Raw genomic sequence first — 19,672 nt, forward strand, 5'->3', positions numbered from 1 at the left:
CGATGCCGGATCAGTTGGCAAGCGCTGCAGCAAGATCCGCGCGGATGATCTCGGCAAGTTCCTTAGCAGCCCGGTTCTCGGCATCGCGGATCGCACGCAGCTTGGCGAATTCCTGAACCGGGAAATCAACAAGGGCCACGGCTTTGCGATGGCCCGACTTCACCGTCTTGCCGGTATCGACCCGCGTCAGATTGTAATCGGCCTCGACCGTCAGGCGGCCGGCGGATGCCGTGTCGTTGTCGTTGCGCTCGTTGAACAGCACGCCTGTTGCCTGGTGGCTGACGGTGAGCGCCAACTGGTATTGCGGCGCGGCGGGTTCGCCCTTGCCACCGGACGTCAGGAAGATCAGTGCGTTGCGAACACGCTGCTCCACCCGGTCGCGGGCCTCGGATATGCCGATCGACGCCAGCGCCGTTGCAGGGGCACCGCTGGGTCCATCGGAGTACAGCGGGCGCACCTGGCAGCCTGCCGCCAGCAGCAGAGAAATGCCGACAACGCCCAGGGCGAGACGACGGCGAGGATCGAACTTAGACGACGACATTTACGATCCTCTGCGGCACGACAATGATTTTCTTCGGCGTCCGGCCCTCAAGTGCGGTCCGCACGGCTTCGAGACCGAGTACGGCGGCCTCGACAGCAGTCTGATCTGCATCGCGTGCGATTGTCAAATCGGCGCGCTTTTTGCCGTTGATCTGCACGGGAAGAACGATCTCGGAAACCGTCACCAACGCTTCGTCGAAACGGGGCCAATCGGCCTGGGCGATGAGACCCTCGCCGCCGATGACGCTCCAGCATTGTTCCGCGAGATGCGGGGTGATCGGCGCCATCAGGTGAATCAGGATCTCGACCGCGTCGCGCATGGCGTTCGTCGTCGCCGCGTCAGCACCCGCCGCAACATCTGCCAAAGGCGAGGCCAAGGCGTTCACCATCTCGTAGAGACGCGCCACGGCCTTGTTGAAGGCGAGCTTCTCGTAGTCCGCCTCGACCGCTTTCAGCGTCCTGTGGGCGACCTGTGAGATCGGGAGCGCCGGACCGTCGCTCGCCGGTAAAGCCTTGGCGGCAGACAGCACGGGCGCGGCCTCGGAGATCAGGCGCCAGACGCGCTGGACGAAGCGATGCGCGCCTTCGACGCCCGCCTCCGACCAGATGACGTCGCGATCCGGTGGCGAATCCGACAGCACGAAGAAACGTGCCGTGTCCGCACCATAGGAGGCGATAATGTCGTCGGGGTCGACGACGTTCTTCTTGGATTTCGACATCTTCTCGATGGAGCCGATGGCGATGTCCTCGCCGGTCTCATTCAAGGTCGCCCTGCGGCCGTTCCCGAGATCCTCGATGGTGACGGCCGATGGGTTGATCCATTCGCGCTGTGCACCTTCGCCGCGGCTATAAGTCTCGTGCACGACCATGCCCTGGGTGAAGAGCCCCTTGAACGGCTCTGACAGCCCCGCATGTCCTGCAGCCTTCATGGCGCGGGTGAAGAAGCGGGAATAGAGAAGATGCAGGATCGCGTGCTCGATGCCCCCAATATACTGATCGACCGGCAACCAGCGATCGACCATGGCGCGGTTGGTCGGCTGCTCCTCCCACGGCGCGGTGAAACGCATGAAATACCAGGAAGAGTCAACGAACGTGTCCATCGTATCGGTTTCACGGCGCGCAGCGGCGCCGCATTGCGGGCAGCCGACATGGCGCCAAGTCGGATGGCGGTCGAGCGGATTGCCGGGCTTGTCGAACGTCACGTCATCCGGGAGCCGGACCGGCAGGTCCTTCTTCGGCACCGGCACGACGCCGCAGACCTCGCAGTGAATAACCGGGATCGGGCAGCCCCAGTAGCGCTGGCGAGAAATTCCCCAGTCGCGCAATCTGAAGTTGATTTTACGCTCGGCCTGTGGACGGCCGTCGACGTTCTGGCTTTCCAGCAGAGCCGCAACGCGCTCGAAGGCAGCCTCCGGCGTCAGGCCATCCAGGAAGCGGGAATGGATCATGACGCCATCGCCCGTATAGGCTTCCGTGCCGATGCTAAACGTGGCGACATCGCCATCGGCGGGCATCACGACGGGTGTTACGGGCAAGTCGTAGCGTCGCGCGAAATCGAGGTCACGCTGGTCTCCGGACGGGCAGCCGAAGATGGCACCCGTGCCGTAATCCATCAGGACGAAGTTGGCGACATAGACCGGCAGCTCCCAGGACGGGTCGAGCGGATGGCGGACACGCAAACCGGTATCGACGCCCCGTTTCTCTGCGGTTTCCAGCGCAGCGAGCGAGGTTCCCGCGCGCCGGCACTCGTCGCAGAAGGCTTCAAGCTCGGCATTGCCGGCAGCAACCTTGCGAGCGAGCGGGTGATCTGCGGCAATAGCGAGGAAGGACGCGCCGAACAGCGTGTCTGCACGGGTGGTATAGACCTCGATCTCGGTTTCACCGGACGCCTGCGCGTCGGGAACCAGTTCCCAACGGATGGACAGGCCTTCCGAGCGACCGATCCAGTTTTTCTGCATGAGCCGGACCTTTTCCGGCCAGTGCTCCAGCGTGTCGAGAGAGTCCAACAGGTCCTGGCTGAAATCGGTAATGCGGAAAAACCACTGCGTCAGCTCACGCTGCTCCACGAGTGCGTTCGACCGCCAGCCACGCCCGTCGATCACCTGCTCGTTTGCGAGCACGGTGTGATCGACCGGATCCCAGTTGACCTTAGACTGCTTTCGGTAAACGAGGCCCTTTTCCATGAAATCAAGGAACAGGTGTTGTTGCTGCTGATAATAGGCTACGTCGCAGGTAGCGAACTCGCGGCTCCAGTCGAGCGACAGACCCATCACCTTGAGCTGTGCGCGCATGGAGGCAATGTTCTGGTAGGTCCATTCCGCGGGATGAACGCCGCGCTCCATGGCGGCATTTTCGGCCGGCATGCCGAAGGCGTCCCAGCCCATGGGATGAAGGACATTATAGCCGCGGGCACGCTTGAAGCGAGCGACGACGTCGCCCATCGCGTAGTTGCGGACATGGCCCATGTGGATACGGCCGGAGGGATAGGGAAACATCTCCAGAACGTAATATTTCTCCCGCGGGTCGTTGTTGTCCGTCTTGTAGACGGATTTCTCATCCCATTCGCGCTGCCAGCGAGGTTCTGCATCGCGCGGGTTATAGCGTTCTGTGGCCATGTGTTCAGTCGTTCCGGAAATTGTGGCGGGGCGCTGCCGCTCGGTCTTATGTGGCGTGACCTTCATCATGAAACAACGGTAGCGTCAAGTTTTGCGGGCCTTTGCAGAGGCCTGGCCTATCCCGCCGCAAGTCCGCTTGGCGGGCTGCTGCGGATTGTCTATATCCGCGCAGACTTGTGGCGCTTCCCGCCACACACCTGCCAGGGAGACCTTCCGATGAGCCGTGTGGACCAGTGGACAGACGTCATATCGCGTATCCGCGCAGCGGAGGATCAAGCCGGGCGTCCCCTTGGATCCGTGGCGCTCGTGGCCGTGTCGAAGACCTTCGATGCGGAGGCCATTCGGCCCGTTATCGCCGCCGGGCAGCGTGTGTTCGGCGAAAACCGCGTGCAGGAATCGCAAGGGAAGTGGCCGGGGTTGAAGGCGGAGACCCCGGGTCTCACGCTGCATCTGATCGGCCCGCTCCAGTCCAACAAGGCGGCCGATGCCGTCGCTCTCTTCGACGTCATCGAAACGATCGACCGCGAGAAGATCGCACGGGCGGTGGCGGCGGAAGTCGCGCGGCAAGGGAAGCCGGTTCGGGTCTATGTTCAGGTGAATACCGGGCTTGAGCCGCAAAAGGCCGGCATCGCCCCGGAGGAGACGGCTGCATTCGTGACGATGTGCCGCGATACGCTCGGCTTGCCCGTGGAAGGGCTGATGTGCATTCCGCCGGCGGACGAAAATCCAGGCCCACATTTCGCTCTGCTGGCAAAGCTGGCAGCCGAGAACGGTGTCGAGAAACTATCGATGGGCATGTCGGGCGATTTCGACGTCGCTATTGCCTTTGGAGCCACCAGCGTCCGCGTCGGCTCGGCGATTTTCGGCCTTCGCGATGTTGCTACGCCGCCTGCTTGAGGCGTGTGAAACCCGAGATCACAAAAAACCCGGCACGTGGCCGGGTTTTTCATACATGGCGCAATGACGCGACTGCGGATCAGTACTTCTCTTCTTCTTCGTCCGGCGTGGAGGACTTCAGCGACTTCAGCTTTGCGAAGACGGCGTCGGCATCCATTTCCTTCTCTTCCTCACGCTCGTAGCCATAGCTGTAGCGTTCGGTTTCCTGCGCCGGTTCCAGCGTTGCGCCGAGATCGGCGGCGGTCGGCAGCGGCCGGCCCTTGGAGGCACGTTCGACTTCGAGATCGAGATCGATCTGGCTGCAGAGGCCGAGCGTGACCGGATCGCTCGCCGTCAGGTTGGCCGAATTCCAGTGTGTGCGCTCGCGGATCTGCTCGATCGTCGACTTGGTGGTGCCGACGAGACGCGAGATCTGGGCGTCCTTCAGTTCGGGATGGTTGCGCACCAGCCAGAGAATGGCGTTGGGGCGATCCTGGCGCTTGGACACCGGCGTGTAGCGCGGACCTTTGCGCTTGGACTCGGGCACGCGGACCTTCGGATCGGAAATCTTCAGCTTGTGGTTGGGATTGCCTTCGGCGCGGACGATTTCATCGCGCGACAGCTGCCCGGTGGCGATCGGATCGAGGCCCTTGATGCCCTGGGCTGATTCGCCATCGGCGATCGCCTTGACTTCCAGCGGATGCAGCTTGCAGAACGTGGCGATCTGCTCGAACGACAGGGCGGTATTATCGACAAGCCAGACCGCCGTGGCTTTCGGCATCAGCAATTGTTGAGCCATAGATATAGTCCTTCTGTCCGCCGCGCCGGTGTCGCGGGCCGTGGAATACCACTGATTTCCGGGAATAGGGCGCTTCTATACCCCTCTTGTCGCAGAATTGCAATTCTTCTCGACGTCCTGACTTTCGTCTCATTGCCGCCGGCTCAGCACCTGATATGTATCGCCTGAAAAGCGCTGTGAGGATGTGCGCGCGCGACAGCAGGGAGAGAGAAAACCATGTCCGACAAGACCTATCCCGTCTCGAAGGAAACGCAGGCACGCGCCCTTGTCGACAAGGCGACCTATGATGCGTGGTACCGTGACAGCGTCGAAAATCCGGATGCCTTCTGGGGCGCGCACGGCAAGCGGATCGACTGGTCGACACCCTATACGAAGGTGAAGAACACCTCGTTTACCGGCGATGTCTCGATCAAGTGGTTCGAGGACGGGCAGACCAATGCGTCCTACAACTGTATCGATCGGCATCTGGAGACGCGCGGCGATCAGGTCGCCATCATCTTCGAAGGCGACAATCCCTATATCGACAAGAAGATCACCTATCGCGAGCTGCACCAGCATGTCTGCCGGCTGGCCAACGTCATGAAGGCGCAGGGCGTCGCCAAGGGAGATCGCGTCACGATCTACATGCCGATGATCCCGGAGGCCGCCTATGCGATGCTCGCCTGCGCCCGCATCGGCGCCGTCCACTCCGTCGTCTTCGGCGGCTTCTCGCCGGATGCTCTGGCCGGGCGGCTGGTGGACTGTGCGTCCACCTTCGTCGTGACCTGCGACGAGGGCATGCGAGGCGGAAAGCCGATCCCGCTCAAGGACAACACGGATAAGGCCGTGGAGATTGCGGCGAAGAACGGCGTCGATGTGAAAACCGTGCTGGTCGTGCGCCGCACCGGCGGCAAGATCACCTGGGCCGACGGGCGCGACATCTGGTACCATACCGCCACCCAGGCAGCGGAGCCGACCTGCGAGCCCGTGCCGATGCAGGCGGAAGATCCGCTGTTCATCCTCTACACTTCCGGTTCCACCGGCAAGCCGAAGGGCGTGCTCCACACGACGGGCGGCTATCTCGTCTACGTCGCGATGAGCCACGAATATGTGTTCGACTATCATCCCGGCGATATCTACTGGTGCACGGCCGATGTCGGCTGGGTGACCGGCCATTCCTACATCGTCTACGGACCGCTCGCGAACGGCGCGACGACTCTGATGTTCGAGGGCGTACCGAACCATCCCGATCAGGGCCGGTTCTGGGAGGTCATCGACAAGCATCAGGTCAACATCTTCTACACCGCGCCGACCGCGATCCGCTCGTTGATGGGCGCCGGCGATGCCTTCGTGAAGCGGTCTTCGCGCAAGAGCCTGCGCGTTCTCGGCACGGTCGGGGAACCGATTAATCCGGAGGCCTGGCAGTGGTATCATGATGTCGTGGGCGACGGTCGCTGCCCGGTGGTCGATACCTGGTGGCAGACGGAAACCGGCGGCCACATGATCACGCCGCTTCCGGGCGCGACGCCGCTCAAGCCCGGTTCTGCCACGCTGCCCTTCTTCGGCATCAGGCCGGAGCTTGTCGATAACGAGGGCAACGTGCTTGAGGGTGCCGCCGACGGCAATCTCTGCATCGCCGACAGCTGGCCGGGCCAGATGCGCACGGTCTACGGCGACCATGAGCGTTTCATCCAGACGTATTTCTCAACCTACAAGGGAAAGTATTTCACCGGGGACGGCTGCAAGCGCGATGCGGACGGCTATTACTGGATCACCGGCCGGGTGGATGATGTGCTCAACGTCTCCGGCCACAGAATGGGCACCGCCGAGGTGGAATCGGCGCTGGTCAGCCATGATGCGGTCTCGGAAGCGGCTGTGGTTGGATATCCCCACGATATCAAAGGTCAGGGCATCTATTGTTACGTCACCCTGATGTCGGGACGGGAAGGGTCTGACGACCTTCGCAAGGCGCTCGTGGCGCATGTTCGTAACGAGATCGGGCCGATCGCGTCGCCGGACAAGATCCAGTTTGCGCCCGGGCTGCCGAAAACCCGTTCCGGGAAGATCATGCGGCGCATTCTCCGCAAGATTGCGGAAGACGACTTCGGCGCACTCGGAGATATATCGACGCTGGCGGACCCGGCCGTGGTGGACGATCTCATCCAGAATCGCCAGAACAGAAAATAGTGCCGATGGCCGTCGGGCGATCCGTCCGCCGGCCTGCGACCTCTTTTCAATTCAGAAATCGATCGCGCGGCCGTTGATTTCCCAATCGCCAAAGCGCACAGGCTCGGCACCGCCGCGCCCGCCGATTTCGGTCGGCAGTTCCAAAGCCTCTTCCGCTGCGCGGCGTGCGGCTGCTTCCTCAAGAGCACGGCGCGCCGCCGGCGAGAGAACCTTGCCCGGTATCTCCTGGTTGTTGTCGTTGTCGTTCAGCATTGTGTGACCTCACTACGCCGTTGAATCCGTGGCATCTCCGCCCCATCATATAGGGTGAAACGCGGCAATCCCACGATGATTCACGTGAAACGCCGTCAAAAATGCACCTTTGTCTTTGGAGATGCGTATGAACCTCCTTCGTACGGCCATGCTTCTGGCTTTCATGACGGCGCTCTTCATGGGGATCGGCCTCCTGATTGGCGGTCGGGGCGGCATGATGATCGCGTTGCTCATCGCCATTGCCATGAACTTCCTTTCCTACTGGAATTCGGACCGACTCGTGCTGCGCATGTATGATGCGCAGGAGGTCGATGAACGAAGCGCCCCGGAATATTTTGGCATCGTTCGCGACCTTGCGGCCAATGCCGGGCTGCCGATGCCGCGCGTTTATGTCATCAACAACCCGCAGCCGAACGCGTTCGCGACAGGTCGCAACCCGCAGAACGCGGCCGTGGCTGCCTCGACGGGCCTCCTCCAGGCTTTGACCTATGACGAAGTTGCGGGCGTGATGGCGCACGAGCTTGCTCATGTGCAAAATCGCGATACTTTGACCATGACGCTGACCGCGACGCTGGCCGGGGCGATATCGATGCTCGGCAATTTCGCTTTCTTCTTCGGTGGCAACCGCGAAAACAACAATCCGCTCGGCTTCATCGGAACGCTCGCTGCGATGATCATCGCGCCTTTTGCTGCGATGATGGTCCAGATGGCCGTCAGCCGGACACGTGAATATTCGGCTGACCGTCGTGGCGCGGAGATCTGCGGGCAACCTCTGGCGCTCGCCTCGGCGCTCCGGAAAATCGCCGGCGCCGCCTCTCATGTCCCGAATGCCGCAGCCGAGCGAAATCCGGCGACGGCCCATATGTTCATCATCAATCCGCTCTCCGGCGAGCGGATGGACAATCTGTTCTCGACCCACCCGGCCACGGAAAATCGTATCGCGGCGCTCGAAGACATGGCGTCCCGGTTTTCCCAGCCCTCGACGCGCACCGCCGCGCCTGCTACGGCGACGCGAAAGACGCGGTCCATTCCCAGCACTGGCTGGGGACGTGATCGCTCCGAACCTCCAAAGGGCCCGTGGTCTTGATGACGAAGACAAAGAACGATTCGGCGACGCAACGATCTTCCCGGCCCGCACCCGGCCCTGAGAAGCCTGGCCTTATTGCACGACAGGCAGCGGCGAAACTGCTCGGTGCCGTCCTCGAGAAAAAGATCTCGCTGGATGGAATGCTCGATCCGATCGGCGGCAACCCCGCCTATCGACAGCTTTCCGACATCGATCGAACGCTCGTCAAAGCCATCCTTCACACGGCACTGCGGCATCTTCCACGAATCGAGTTCATGCTCGATCAACTTCTGAAGACCCCGCTGCCGGATGGGGCGCGGGCCTTGCACCACCAGTTGGTGGTCGCCGCGACACAGATCGTCTATCTCGACATTCCCGACCACTCGGCCGTCGATCTCGCCGTAGAGCAGGCCAATGCCGACCCGCGCAATCGCCGTTTTGCCAGCCTGACGAACGCCGTCCTGCGGCGTCTGTCTCGCGAGAAGGACGATCTGCTTCGAATCGCCTCCGAAACGACACCCTCGCTGCCCAAATGGTACATGGACAGACTCGTCTCGACCTATGGTCGTGAGGAAGCGCGGCGCATTGCCGACGTGCTTCTCGAGCCGGCCGCTATCGACATCACGGTCAAATCCGACCCGGAAGGATGGGCGAAGCGCCTTGGCGGCCTTGTCCTGCCAACCGGAAGCGTGCGCCTTGCATCGTTCCAGGGGGCAGTCTCAAGCCTTGACGGGTTCGACGAGGGCGAATGGTGGGTCCAGGATGCGGCAGCGTCTCTTCCGGCCAAACTCTTCGGCGACATCGCCGGCCAACGCGTCGTGGACCTTTGTGCGGCGCCCGGAGGCAAGACCGCCCAGTTGATCGGCGCGGGTGCACAGGTGACAGCCCTTGACCAGTCTGCCAGCCGATTGAAACGGCTCAATGGCAATCTCGAGCGGCTCGGTCTCTCGGCGGAAACACTGGAATGCAACATGGCGGATTTCCGACCGGAAACGCTGTTCGACGCCGCCCTGCTTGATGCGCCGTGCTCCTCGACCGGCACGATCCGCCGGCATCCCGATGTGCCTTACACCAAAGGTCCTGACGATATTACCAAGCTCGCCGGCCTGCAGGAGCGTCTGCTCCGCCATGCGCTGACCTTGGTCAAGCCAGGCGGGATCGTGGTCTTCTCGAACTGCTCGCTCGATCCTGCCGAGGGCGAGACCATGGTTGCGCGCGTCGTTGCAAGCGGCGGTTGCGAGCGTGTCCCGGTTGAACCCGGAGCGTTTCCCGGTTTCGAAAATGCCGTGACTTCTCTCGGGGAGCTGCGCACCACGCCGGCCATGCTTGCGGCCCAGGATGGATTTTCCGGGGGGCTGGACGGCTTTTATGCCACAGTCCTGCGTAGATCGTTGTAAGGACACACTTTCCATATCGTCAAGGTAAGCGTTCGCTGCGTCCTCCACTGGCGCGACGCGCGGAAACACGTCACTGTGTCCCAATCGTGGACGTTCCGCAGTGCTGTCGGAACGGGGTAGGGCTTCATTTCATTCATGCGTATGGCGGACAATCGACGGCTGATCTATCTCTATGGAAGAGAGGCCTGGTGGCGCCTGTCGCGCCGCCTGGTGCTTGGGCGCGTCTCGTTTCTGCGCTTCTCCGGGAAAACACCGGATCGACTGATCGTCGCGCCGACCGATCTCAGGGTCATCGATCCACATGTCGCGAGCGAGATCGTTGCCGGGCGTTTCCCGCTTGCCGGTCGCATTCTCGAAACGGGCGGCGAGTCTCCGTTCGAAGTCGATCTCCCGTCACGGGAATTCGCCATCCGCCTGCACACGTTCAGCTGGGCCCGGCATATCCGGGCCTTGTCCGAGGAAGACGATCTTGCCCGCGCGCGCCAGCTTGTCAGCCGGTGGATCGCCACGCATGGACGCCTCATGAAGGGGGTTTCCTGGGAGCCCGATGTCGCGGCACAGCGGCTGATCGCGTGGCTGTCGCATTCGCCCGTCATCCTCAAGCAGGCGGATCATGTGTTCTACCGCCGGTTTCTGAAAAGCCTGGCCGTTCATGTGCGCTACCTCCGGCATGTCGCCGATGCGGTGCCGGACGGAGAGGGCCGGCTGCGCGTGCGGGTCGCCATCGCTTTTGCGACGGTGGCGATGCCGGCCTCGGCGTCGTCGATTCGTCGGGCCGCGCGCCATCTCGACGAGGAACTCGACCGCCAGATCCTCCCCGATGGTGGTCACGTCTCCCGCAATCCGCGGGTCGCACTCGATCTGCTTCTGGATCTGCTGCCGCTCCGCCAGACCTATGTCAATCTCGGGCATGACGTGCCGGTCAAGCTGATCCCGTCGATCGACCGGATGTTTCCCGCCTTGCGCTTCTTCCGACATCAGGGCGGCGAGCTGGCGCTCTTCAACGGCGCGACCTCGGCGCAGGCAAACGAACTCATGTCGGTGCTGCGCTACGACGAGACGGCAGGCCAGCCGTTCAAGGGCTTGCCCGACAGCCAGTATGAGCGGCTGGCGGCAAAGGACGTCGTCGTCGTGATGGATACGGGCTGCCCGATCTCGGCGGCGCTTTCGCGAGAGGCCCATGCCGGCTGTCTTTCGTTCGAGCTCTCGTCGGGACGTCACCGCTTCATCATCAATTCGGGTGCGCCGCGTTTTGCCGGCGAACGCTACCGGCAGATGGCGCGGCTGACGGCGGCCCATTCCACCGTCACCGTGGAGGATCGATCCTCTGCCCGCCTCTCGACCTCCCGGTTTCTCGGTCCCATCGTTACCGGCGGCGTGACCAAGGTTGCGGCGAAGCGTTCTGTCAGCGACGGCGGCGACAGCGTCGTTGCACGCCATAATGGCTATGCCGGTACCTTCGGATTGGTCCATGAGCGGGATCTGAGCCTCAATGCGACCGGCACGACCTTGCGCGGCCGGGACCGGCTGGTCACGGAAGACGGGACGGATCCGGGTCCTCATCAGTCCGCACAGGCGGTGGCGCGGTTCCATATCCATCCTTCCATCACCTTGCGCAGAGCCGATGCACACGAGGTGCGACTGGTCGCCCCAGACGGTGACAGCTGGGTGCTGACCTGCCGCGATGGCGAGATCGCAGTGGAGGAGGACATCTTCTTTGCCGACCCGTCGGGTCTGCGGAAGACGCAGATGCTGACGATCAGTTTTTCCGCCGGCGACCAGCCGGAAATCCAGTGGATTTTGTCCCGTCAGACATGAGGCGCGATCCAAAAGCCAACGGACACGGCCGGATTCGTTGGAAATGACGGCCGTCCGCGATCTGCTGCGGTTTCTTCGCGGCGTCAGCTGTGCTAACGCCAGCGGCATCCTGCCGGCCGGGGTTTCGCGTGCCCGCCGGCTTCCCCGCCCCTTGCCGCCAGGAGCCCGTCATGGCCGTTGCCTCCAAGAACATTCCCGCCCCCGACCGCGTCGCCCTGCGCACGGCTCTCCTCTCCGTGTCCGACAAGAGCGGCATCGTGGAGCTTGCCCGTGCCCTGCAGGAAAAAGGCGTCGCCCTCGTCTCGACCGGCGGCACACACAAGACTTTGTCTGAGGCAGGTCTGCCGGTTCGCGACGTGTCCGAGCTGACGGGTTTCCCCGAGGTCATGGACGGCCGCGTGAAGACGCTGCATCCGGGTGTGCACGGCGGCCTGCTTGCGATCCGCGACGATGCCGAGCACGTTGCGGCCATGGAGACCCATGGCATCGCTGCGATCGATCTCGCGGTGATCAACCTCTATCCATTCGAGGACGTGCGCGCCAAGGGCGGCGACTATCCGACGACGGTGGAAAATATCGATATCGGCGGCCCCGCCATGATCCGCGCGGCGGCGAAGAACCATGCCTATGTCACCGTCGTCACCGACCCGTCGGACTATGACACGCTGATCGCGCAGCTTGGCGAGGACGCAGCGACGACCTTCGCCTTCCGGCGCCAGATGGCCGCCAAGGCCTATGCCCGGACGGCCGCCTACGACACGGCGATCTCGGGCTGGTTAGCCGAGGTGCTGGACACGCCGATGCCGCGGCATCGCGCGATTGGCGGCGTGCTGAAGGACGAGATGCGCTACGGCGAGAATCCGCATCAGAAGGCCGCCTTCTATGTCACCGGCGAGAACCGCCCCGGCGTGGCGACCGCGACGCTGCTGCAGGGCAAGCAGCTTTCCTACAACAATATCAACGATACGGACGCCGCCTTCGAACTCGTGGCCGAATTTCCGCCGGAAACCGCACCGGCCTGCGCCATCATCAAGCATGCCAACCCCTGCGGCGTCGCGACGGCGACGACGCTGGTGGAGGCCTACCGGCGTGCGCTGGCCTGCGACAGCACCTCGGCCTTCGGCGGCATCATCGCGCTGAACCAGGAACTGGACGGCGCGACGGCGGAGGAGATCGTCAAGCTCTTCACCGAGGTGATCATCGCCCCTGCAGTCAGCGACGAAGCCAAGGCAATCATCGCCCGCAAGGCCAATCTGCGCCTGCTCGTCACCGGCTCCCTGCCCGATCCGCGCCTGCCCGGCCTGTCGGCCAAGACGGTGGCGGGCGGTCTCCTCGTTCAGACCCGCGACAATGGCATGGTCGAGGATCTCGATCTCAAGGTCGTCACCCGCCGCGCGCCGACGGCGCAGGAACTGATCGACATGAAGTTCGCCTTCAAGGTGGCAAAGCACGTCAAGTCGAATGCCGTGGTCTATGCCAAGGACGGCCAGACGGTGGGTATCGGTGCCGGGCAGATGAGCCGGGTCGATTCGGTGCGCATCGCCGCGATCAAGGCCGAGGAGGCCGCGCGGGCGCTGGGGCTGGACAAGCCGCTGACGATCGGTTCGGCCGTCGCGTCCGAAGCCTTCCTGCCGTTCGCCGATGGTCTTCTCTCGGCCGTTGCGGCCGGTGCCACCGCCGTCATCCAGCCGGGCGGTTCGATGCGCGACGAGGAGGTCATCGCCGCGGCCGACGAGGCCGGCGTCGCCATGGTCTTCACCGGCATGCGCCATTTCCGGCATTAAGCCGCAACGGGCCGAAAACCTATCCTATCCGGTCGCCCTTGTCGGCCGGATAGGGGGTCGTCAGGAGGATCAGCAGCCCGATGACGAGAAACGCAATCAGCGCCATCATGCCGATGCGTGCGGAACCGGTGGCGAGCGTCAGCGTCGCGACGCTGGCGGGTGCTAGAAACGATGTCGCGCGGCCCGATAAAGCGTAAAGGCCGAAATAGCGGCCCGCCTCCTCCGGCGCGACGCTGCGGGCGAGATAGGAGCGGGCGGAAGCCTGCACCGGCCCGAAGGCGATGCCCACCAGCAGGCCGAAGAGAATATAGGCCTTCTCCGCCATCGTGCCGAACAGGCCACCGCTGTCGGCGGACGAGAGTTGCACGAGGCCGAACAGCGTGAAGCCGGGGCCGGTCGAGACGATGCCGATGGTGGCGACGATCAGGCTCACGAGGCTGAGACCGACGACGGCTTTGGAGCCGAGCACCGTGTCGAGACGGCTCGCGAACAGGCATCCGCCGATCGCCACGATGTTGAGGATGATGCCGTAGAGGCCGAGTTCGAGCGTCCGCCAGGCGAACATGCCCGCCGCAAAGGTTCCGCCCAAGGCCAGGAGACCGTTGACGCCGTCCTGAAAGATCATCCGGGCGATCAGAAATTTGAGAATGCCCCGCCGCTCGCGAAGGCCGAGAACCGCGCTTTTCAGGTCTGTGAGGCCTTCCCGGATCGCTCTGCTCGGCGACGCCGCCGTCTTCGGCGCGTCCGGCGTGAAGAGGAACATCGGCAGAATGAAGAGCGCGTACCACGCAGCCGCGAGCGGGCCCGTGATCCGGGCATCGGCGCCGGTTGCCGGGTCGAGGCCGAAGAGCGGGGCGATGCCGAGCGCCGTCAGGCCTGTCTCCGGACTGCCGGCGAGAAGCGCGACGACGGCGATCAGGACGATCATGCCGCCGAGATAGCCGATGCCCCAGGCGATGTTGGAGATCCGGCCGGTCTCCTCCGGTGGCACCAGACGCGGCATCATGCTGTCATTGAAGACGATGGAGAACTCGGCGGCAATCGACGCCAGCACGATGCAGGCGAAGGGCAGGATCAGCGCAGACCCGGGAACCGCGAACCAGAGCGCCGAGAGAGCGGCGATCTTGACGATGGCAAAACCGGCGATCCAGGGCTTTCGCGCGCCGGTGGCATCCGCCAGCGATCCGAGGACCGGCGACATCACCGCGATGACAAGGCCGGAGACGGTCAGCGTATAGCCCCACATTGCCTGTCCCGCTGCCGGATCGTCCGTCAGGCGGGAGACGAAGTAAGGGCCGAAGATGAAGGTGATGACGACGGTGAAGAAGGGCTGGGCTGCCAGATCGAACAGCATCCAGCCCCAGAGGCCCGCGCGTCCGACCTTGGCTTGGCCTGAGCGCGCGGACGCTGCCTCCACCGCATCGGCCATCAGCCGGCCCTGTCTTCGGCGAGATCGCTCAAGAGGCCTGCCGCCACGGTGATCTTCGCGAGCGTCGTTTCGCCCTTCTCCGTCATCTGCGTCAGCTGCGTCACGACGCGGTTGAAGCGGTCGGCAGCCCCTTCCTGCCAGGCAAGCACCGGCTGCTTTTCGCCCTTGCGCTGGGTGAGCGCGGCGATCGTGATCGCGCGGCGGGCATCGGCGATATCGCTGGTGCTGCGGGCAAGCGCCATGGCCTCGTAAGGATCCGTGGTGATGATGCGCTCGGCCGCTGCCAGCAACCGGCCGACCTTGAGGCTCTGCGTCACCGCGAAGTAGCTCTGCGCGGTTCGGCCGAGCGAGGTTCCCGCCACCCCGGAGATCTGCATGATTTCCGGCACGAGCGTGATGAGGAACAGCTGCGAGATATCCCGCGCCAGTGCCTCGGGAACGCTTTTTTCGATCAGAGCTGCAGCGCGCGCCTCGATCTCCGTGCCCGCTTCTTCGGGCACGGCGCCATGTGCGGCCGTCTTCAGGTTTTCCAGAGCCTTGCGCAGCCTGTCGATCGCCTGGCCGAGTGGCCCGGTGGTCGCACGGGTTCGCAAGGTGCGCTCGGTAACGATGGCGAAGATGCGCCCGACATCCTGGTAGAGTTCGTTCTGGACGCTACCCGGCACCTTGTTGTCGAGCGCGTCGATGGCCTTGTAGAGGCGCGGCAGGTCGTAACCGTCACGGGTCAGCACGGCGGCTTTCACCACATCGGCCGGCAGGAAGCCGGTCTGGTCGATCATGGTGGAGACGAAGGCCGGTCCGCCCCGGTTGATGACGTCGTTGCAGAGCAGCGTGGCGATGATCTCGCGCCGCAGGCGATGGGTCTCGATATCGCCCTGATGCGCCTTCTGCATCCTGCCGGGGAAGTAGCCGATCAGCGTCTCGTGAAAATAGGGGTCGTCCGGCAGGTCGCTGTCCACGATCTCGTCGAAGAGAACGATCTTGGCATAGGAGAGCAGCACGCCGATTTCGGCACGGGTCAGCGCCTTGCCGGACTGGTAGCGTTCGCTGAGCGCGCTGTCGTTCGGCAGGACCTCGACCTTGCGGTTGAGCAGCCCTTCCGTCTCCAGTCGCGTCATCAGGCGCGCAAGCGAGGTGCGATTGGCGGCGCCCTGCATTTCCGTCAGCGAAATCGCGAGCGACTGCTGGTAATTGTTGTGGAGCACCAGGGACGCGACTTCATCGGTCATGGATGCCAGCAGCGTGTTGCGCTTGGCGCGCGTCAGGCGGCCGTCGCGCATGGCAGAAGCCAGCGCGATCTTGATATTGACCTCGACGTCGGAGGAATTGACGCCGGCCGAGTTGTCGATGGCGTCGGAATTGCAGCGGCCGCCGGCAAGGCCGAAGGCGATGCGGCCACGCTGCGTGACGCCGAGATTGGCGCCCTCGCCGATCACCCGCGCGCCGACCTCGTCCGCGGTGATGCGGATCGGGTCGTTCGCACGATCGCCGACATCGGAATCGGTCTCGGTCGGTCCGCGGACATAGGTGCCGATGCCGCCGAACCAGAGCAGATCGACGCGCGCCTTCAGAATGGCCGTCATGATTTCGAAGGGGGTTGCCTGCGTCTTCTCAAGCCCGATGGCTGCCGCCGCTTCCGGGGTCAGCTTCACCGATTTTTCCGTTCGCGGAATGATCATGCCGCCCGTCGACAGCGCGGAGCGGTCGTAATCCTGCCAACTTGAGCGGGGCAGCGCGAACAGCCGCTCGCGCTCGGCAAAGGAGGCGGCGATGTCGGGATCGGGGTCGATGATGATGTCGCGATGGTCGAAGGCGCCGATAAGGCGGATCTGGCGCGACAGCAGCATGCCGTTGCCAAAGACGTCGCCCGACATGTCGCCGACGCCGACGACGCTGAAGGGGGTCGTCTGGATGTCGATGTTCATTTCGCGGAAGTGGCGCTTGACGGTCTCCCAGGCACCGCGCGCGGTGATCCCCATCTTCTTGTGGTCGTAGCCAGCGGAGCCGCCGGAGGCGAAGGCATCGTCGAGCCAGAAGCCGGCGTCCTGCGCCAGACCGTTGGCCGTATCTGAGAAGGTGGCCGTGCCCTTGTCGGCGGCGACGACGAAATAGGGATCGTCACCATCCAGCCGCAGCGTGTCGTTCGGGGGCACGATCTGCTGATCGACGATGTTGTCGGTGATCGACAGCATGGTGCGGATATAGGTCTTGTAGGCCTCGGTGCCGACGCGGAAAATCTCGTCGCGCGCGCCGCCGGCCGGCAGCAGCTTGGGGAAGAAACCGCCCTTGGCGCCGACAGGCACGATCACCGCGTTCTTGACCTGCTGCGCCTTGACGAGCCCCAGCACCTCGGTGCGATAGTCCTGTGCCCGGTCCGACCAGCGCAGGCCGCCGCGGGCGACCTTGCCGAAACGCAGATGCACGCCTTCCACCTCGACGCCGTAGACGAAGATCTCGCGGAAGGGCCGCGGTTCCGGCAGGCCGTCCAGAAGCTTCGGATCGAACTTGAAGGCCAGCATGACGCGCGGTTCGCCGGCTTCGTCGCGCTGGAAATAATTGGTGCGCAGCGTCGAAAGCACCGCGTTCATCATGCGCCGGAGAATGCGGTCCTCATCGAGGCTCGGCACCGCGTTGAGCGCGTCTTCAAGGCTTGCCTGGAGCGCGGAGACCTCTCGCGATCGCGCCGTTTCCTCGGTTTTCGGGTCCATCCGGGCAATGAAGAGATGGAAGATAGCGGCTGAAACCCGGGGGTATTTGTTGAGCGTCTCGGCGATCAGACCCTGGGAATAGGGGATGCCGGCCTGGCGGAGATATCGCGCGTAAGCGCGCAGCACCGTCACGTCGCGGGCATTGAGGCCGGAGAGGAGGATCAGCCGGTTGAAGGCGTCATCCTCGATCTTGCCCGTCCAGGCGGACAGAAAGGCCTCTTCCAGAAGCGGTCCCATGGACGAGACGTCGAGCGTTTTTCCGTCGCGGTGGATCAGCTCCATGTCGTGCAAGACCACCAATCGCTCGCCGTCTCCGTCGGAAATGGAGATGTCATGCGTCTGCTCGCTGACGACGCGGAAACCGAGGTTTTCGAGCAGCGGCACGCGCTGGGAGAGGGAAACGGCGTGATCGGCGTGGAAGATTTTCAGCTCGAGCCGATCGGCAGTCTCAGCCTCGGTGGTATCCGGTTCGGCGTCCTGTGCCAGTTGTGGCCTGTGACGCTCGTAGAACGCGATGCGGATCGGGTCGTCCGTCCGCACAGCTGCGATATCGGGCAGGTCGGCATAGGCTTCTGCAGGGGTGAACGCCGCCTGGTAGCCTTCGGTCACGCTCAGCGCGACACCATCGCGACGGGCGAGCAGATGGAAGCGATCGGCCCAGCGCGTGACGATCTCGCGGACGGCGTCTTCAAGCGTGCTCTGGGCAATCCGCGGCGTCGTGCCGCCGGAACGGCCGATGATGAAATGGACGCGGGCGAGACCGCCAGCCGGAAAGGCCGGATAATAGGCGGAAACCCGGCCTTCGTAGAGATCCTTAAAGAGATCGCCGATGCGCTCGCGCACGCGGGAATCATACTGTTCGCGCGGGACGTAGACGATGATCGAGACGAAGCGGTCGAAGCGGTCGATGCGCGGGAGAACGCGGACGCGCGGGCGATCGGCGAGTTCGTTGATCTGCTCGCAGAAGGCCTGCAGTTCCTCGACGTCGATCTGGAAAAGATCGTCGCGCGGATAGGATTCCAGCGTGTTGATGAGCATCTTGCCGGAGTGGCCGTGCGGGTCGAAGCCGAAGTGCTCGATGACCCGCCGCACCTTGAGCCGCAGCAGCGGAATGTCGGAGGCCGAACGCGTATAGGCCGTGGAGGTGAAGAGCCCGACGACGCGCAATTCGCCGATAACGTTGCCCTTGGCGTCGAAGCGCTTGATGCCGATGTAATCCATATAGGCACGGCGGTGGACGACGGCCTTCGTATTCGCCTTGGTGACGATCAGGAAATCCGGACCTTGCAGGAAGGCGAGGATTTCCGGCGTGGTGACCACGGCGTCGAGCCCCTGGCGCAGCACGCGCACATTGGGGTCGGAGAGAATGCCGAGGCCATGGCCGGTGCCGCGGTCGAGCGTCGCTTTCTGCCCGTCGCCGGAATAGCTGTATTCGCGCATGCCGAGGAAGGTGAAATTGTCGTCGCGCAGCCATGTCAGGAAGGCGAGGGCCTCGTCGCGATCGGCCTCGCGCTTGTTTGCGGCATGCCGTTCCAGCTCACCCATGGCCTCGCCAAGGAGCGTCTTCATCGGCTCCCAATCGCCGACGGCCTGGTGGACCTGCGCGAGCACCGTTTCAACCGCCTCGACCAGTGCTTTCGCCTCGTCGGGCGAAAGATGGCTGAGATGGATCTGGATATGGCTCACCCGGTCGGCGGGATCGCTCTCTTCCTCGGGGTCGAACAGGACGGGTTCGGAACCCTTGGAGACCACGAGGATCGGGTGGACGGCAAGCGACAGGTCGCGATGCCGGCTGGTGACCTCGCCCATGACGGAATCATAGAGGAAGGGCATGTTGCGGTCGGTGACGCAGAGGACGGAGATCGCTGCCCCGCCGGGCCTGACGCTTTCCAGATCGGTCACGGTGACGCGGGAGGTGTCTTTCCTGCGGGCTTTGATTTCTCTGTAGGCGTGGACGGCGGCGCTGGCGAGCATGCCGATATCGTAGGCGGCGATATCATCGGGGCTCGCGCGTCCGAAGAGGATGGCCGGCGACAGGAAAGGCTGACCGAGGCGCTCGGCCGCCTGCTCGATGTCGCCGATCAACCGGGTTTTCTTCGGATGATGTCGTGTGCCCATGATTTTGCGTCCTCCGACCGTTGTTTTTCCCTGAACCTAGCAGAAGAATTCGCATTTGCGACCGCAAGCCTGCCAGTTTCTTCCAAAGCGCCGATGTGCCTTAG

At 63.6% G+C, this 19,672-nt stretch carries 12 protein-coding genes; 6 read left to right on the top strand and 6 right to left on the bottom strand.

The window, feature by feature from the left end; genetic code table 11:
- Positions 1–10 precede the first annotated feature (10 nt).
- Together lptE and leuS are read right to left on the bottom strand one after the other, a co-directional pair.
- Complete coding sequence (lptE, locus tag C8J36_RS11635) at positions 11–541, bottom strand: LPS assembly lipoprotein LptE (RefSeq protein WP_132535080.1); 531 nt, start codon at positions 539–541, stop codon at positions 11–13.
- Positions 528–3,155: a leucine--tRNA ligase gene (leuS, locus tag C8J36_RS11640; RefSeq protein WP_132535082.1), complete on the bottom strand. Its 2,628-nt coding sequence runs from the start codon at positions 3,153–3,155 to the stop codon at positions 528–530. Before leuS ends, lptE begins: the two co-directional genes overlap by 14 nt.
- Before the next feature lie 216 nt (positions 3,156–3,371).
- Here leuS and C8J36_RS11645 point away from each other — a divergent pair, with 216 nt between their 5' ends.
- Positions 3,372–4,052 carry a YggS family pyridoxal phosphate-dependent enzyme gene (locus tag C8J36_RS11645; RefSeq protein WP_132535084.1) on the top strand — a complete coding sequence of 227 codons (681 nt, stop codon included), beginning with the start codon at positions 3,372–3,374 and terminating at the stop codon, positions 4,050–4,052.
- A gap of 79 nt (positions 4,053–4,131) precedes the next feature.
- On the opposite strand, the gene C8J36_RS11650 is transcribed toward C8J36_RS11645, so the two are convergent.
- The gene (locus C8J36_RS11650) at positions 4,132–4,830 is read right to left on the bottom strand and encodes a DUF1013 domain-containing protein (protein WP_062593582.1); all 699 of its coding nucleotides are present in this window, start codon (positions 4,828–4,830) and stop codon (positions 4,132–4,134) included.
- 216 nt (positions 4,831–5,046) lie between these two features.
- Here C8J36_RS11650 and acs point away from each other — a divergent pair, with 216 nt between their 5' ends.
- Positions 5,047–6,996, top strand: coding sequence for an acetate--CoA ligase (gene acs, locus C8J36_RS11655; RefSeq protein WP_132535086.1), 1,950 nt, complete (start codon positions 5,047–5,049; stop codon positions 6,994–6,996).
- Positions 6,997–7,047: 51 nt separating this feature from the next.
- Here acs and C8J36_RS11660 read toward each other — a convergent pair whose 3' ends face one another.
- Positions 7,048–7,248 carry a DUF1674 domain-containing protein gene (locus tag C8J36_RS11660; RefSeq protein WP_132535088.1) on the bottom strand — a complete coding sequence of 67 codons (201 nt, stop codon included), beginning with the start codon at positions 7,246–7,248 and terminating at the stop codon, positions 7,048–7,050.
- Positions 7,249–7,375: 127 nt separating this feature from the next.
- Between C8J36_RS11660 and htpX the strand changes: the two genes are divergently transcribed.
- The 4 genes from htpX to purH all read left to right on the top strand — a co-directional run bounded on the left by htpX (position 7,376) and on the right by purH (position 13,313).
- Positions 7,376–8,335, top strand: a complete 960-nt coding sequence (gene htpX / locus C8J36_RS11665) for a zinc metalloprotease HtpX (protein WP_132535090.1) — start codon at positions 7,376–7,378, stop codon at positions 8,333–8,335.
- Complete coding sequence (locus tag C8J36_RS11670) at positions 8,335–9,711, top strand: RsmB/NOP family class I SAM-dependent RNA methyltransferase (protein ID WP_132535092.1); 1,377 nt, start codon at positions 8,335–8,337, stop codon at positions 9,709–9,711. The genes htpX and C8J36_RS11670 overlap by 1 nt, the downstream gene beginning before the upstream one ends.
- A 135-nt stretch (positions 9,712–9,846) precedes the next feature.
- A complete protein-coding gene (locus C8J36_RS11675) occupies positions 9,847–11,529 on the top strand; it encodes a heparinase II/III family protein (RefSeq protein WP_132535094.1) in 1,683 nt (560 codons plus the stop codon).
- A 170-nt stretch (positions 11,530–11,699) separates the two neighbouring features.
- The gene (gene purH, locus C8J36_RS11680) at positions 11,700–13,313 is read left to right on the top strand and encodes a bifunctional phosphoribosylaminoimidazolecarboxamide formyltransferase/IMP cyclohydrolase (protein ID WP_132535096.1); all 1,614 of its coding nucleotides are present in this window, start codon (positions 11,700–11,702) and stop codon (positions 13,311–13,313) included.
- Between the two features lie 19 nt (positions 13,314–13,332).
- Here the strand turns inward: purH and C8J36_RS11685 are convergent, their stop codons facing one another.
- On the bottom strand, positions 13,333–14,742 hold the full coding sequence (locus C8J36_RS11685; protein ID WP_132535098.1) for an MFS transporter: 1,410 nt from the start codon (positions 14,740–14,742) through the stop codon (positions 13,333–13,335).
- Positions 14,742–19,568, bottom strand: a complete 4,827-nt coding sequence (locus C8J36_RS11690; RefSeq protein WP_132535100.1) for an NAD-glutamate dehydrogenase — start codon at positions 19,566–19,568, stop codon at positions 14,742–14,744. Before C8J36_RS11690 ends, C8J36_RS11685 begins: the two co-directional genes overlap by 1 nt.
- Positions 19,569–19,672 lie beyond the last annotated feature (104 nt).

Source organism: Rhizobium sp. PP-F2F-G48 (assembly GCF_004342335.1).
Classification (GTDB): domain Bacteria; phylum Pseudomonadota; class Alphaproteobacteria; order Rhizobiales; family Rhizobiaceae; genus Ferranicluibacter.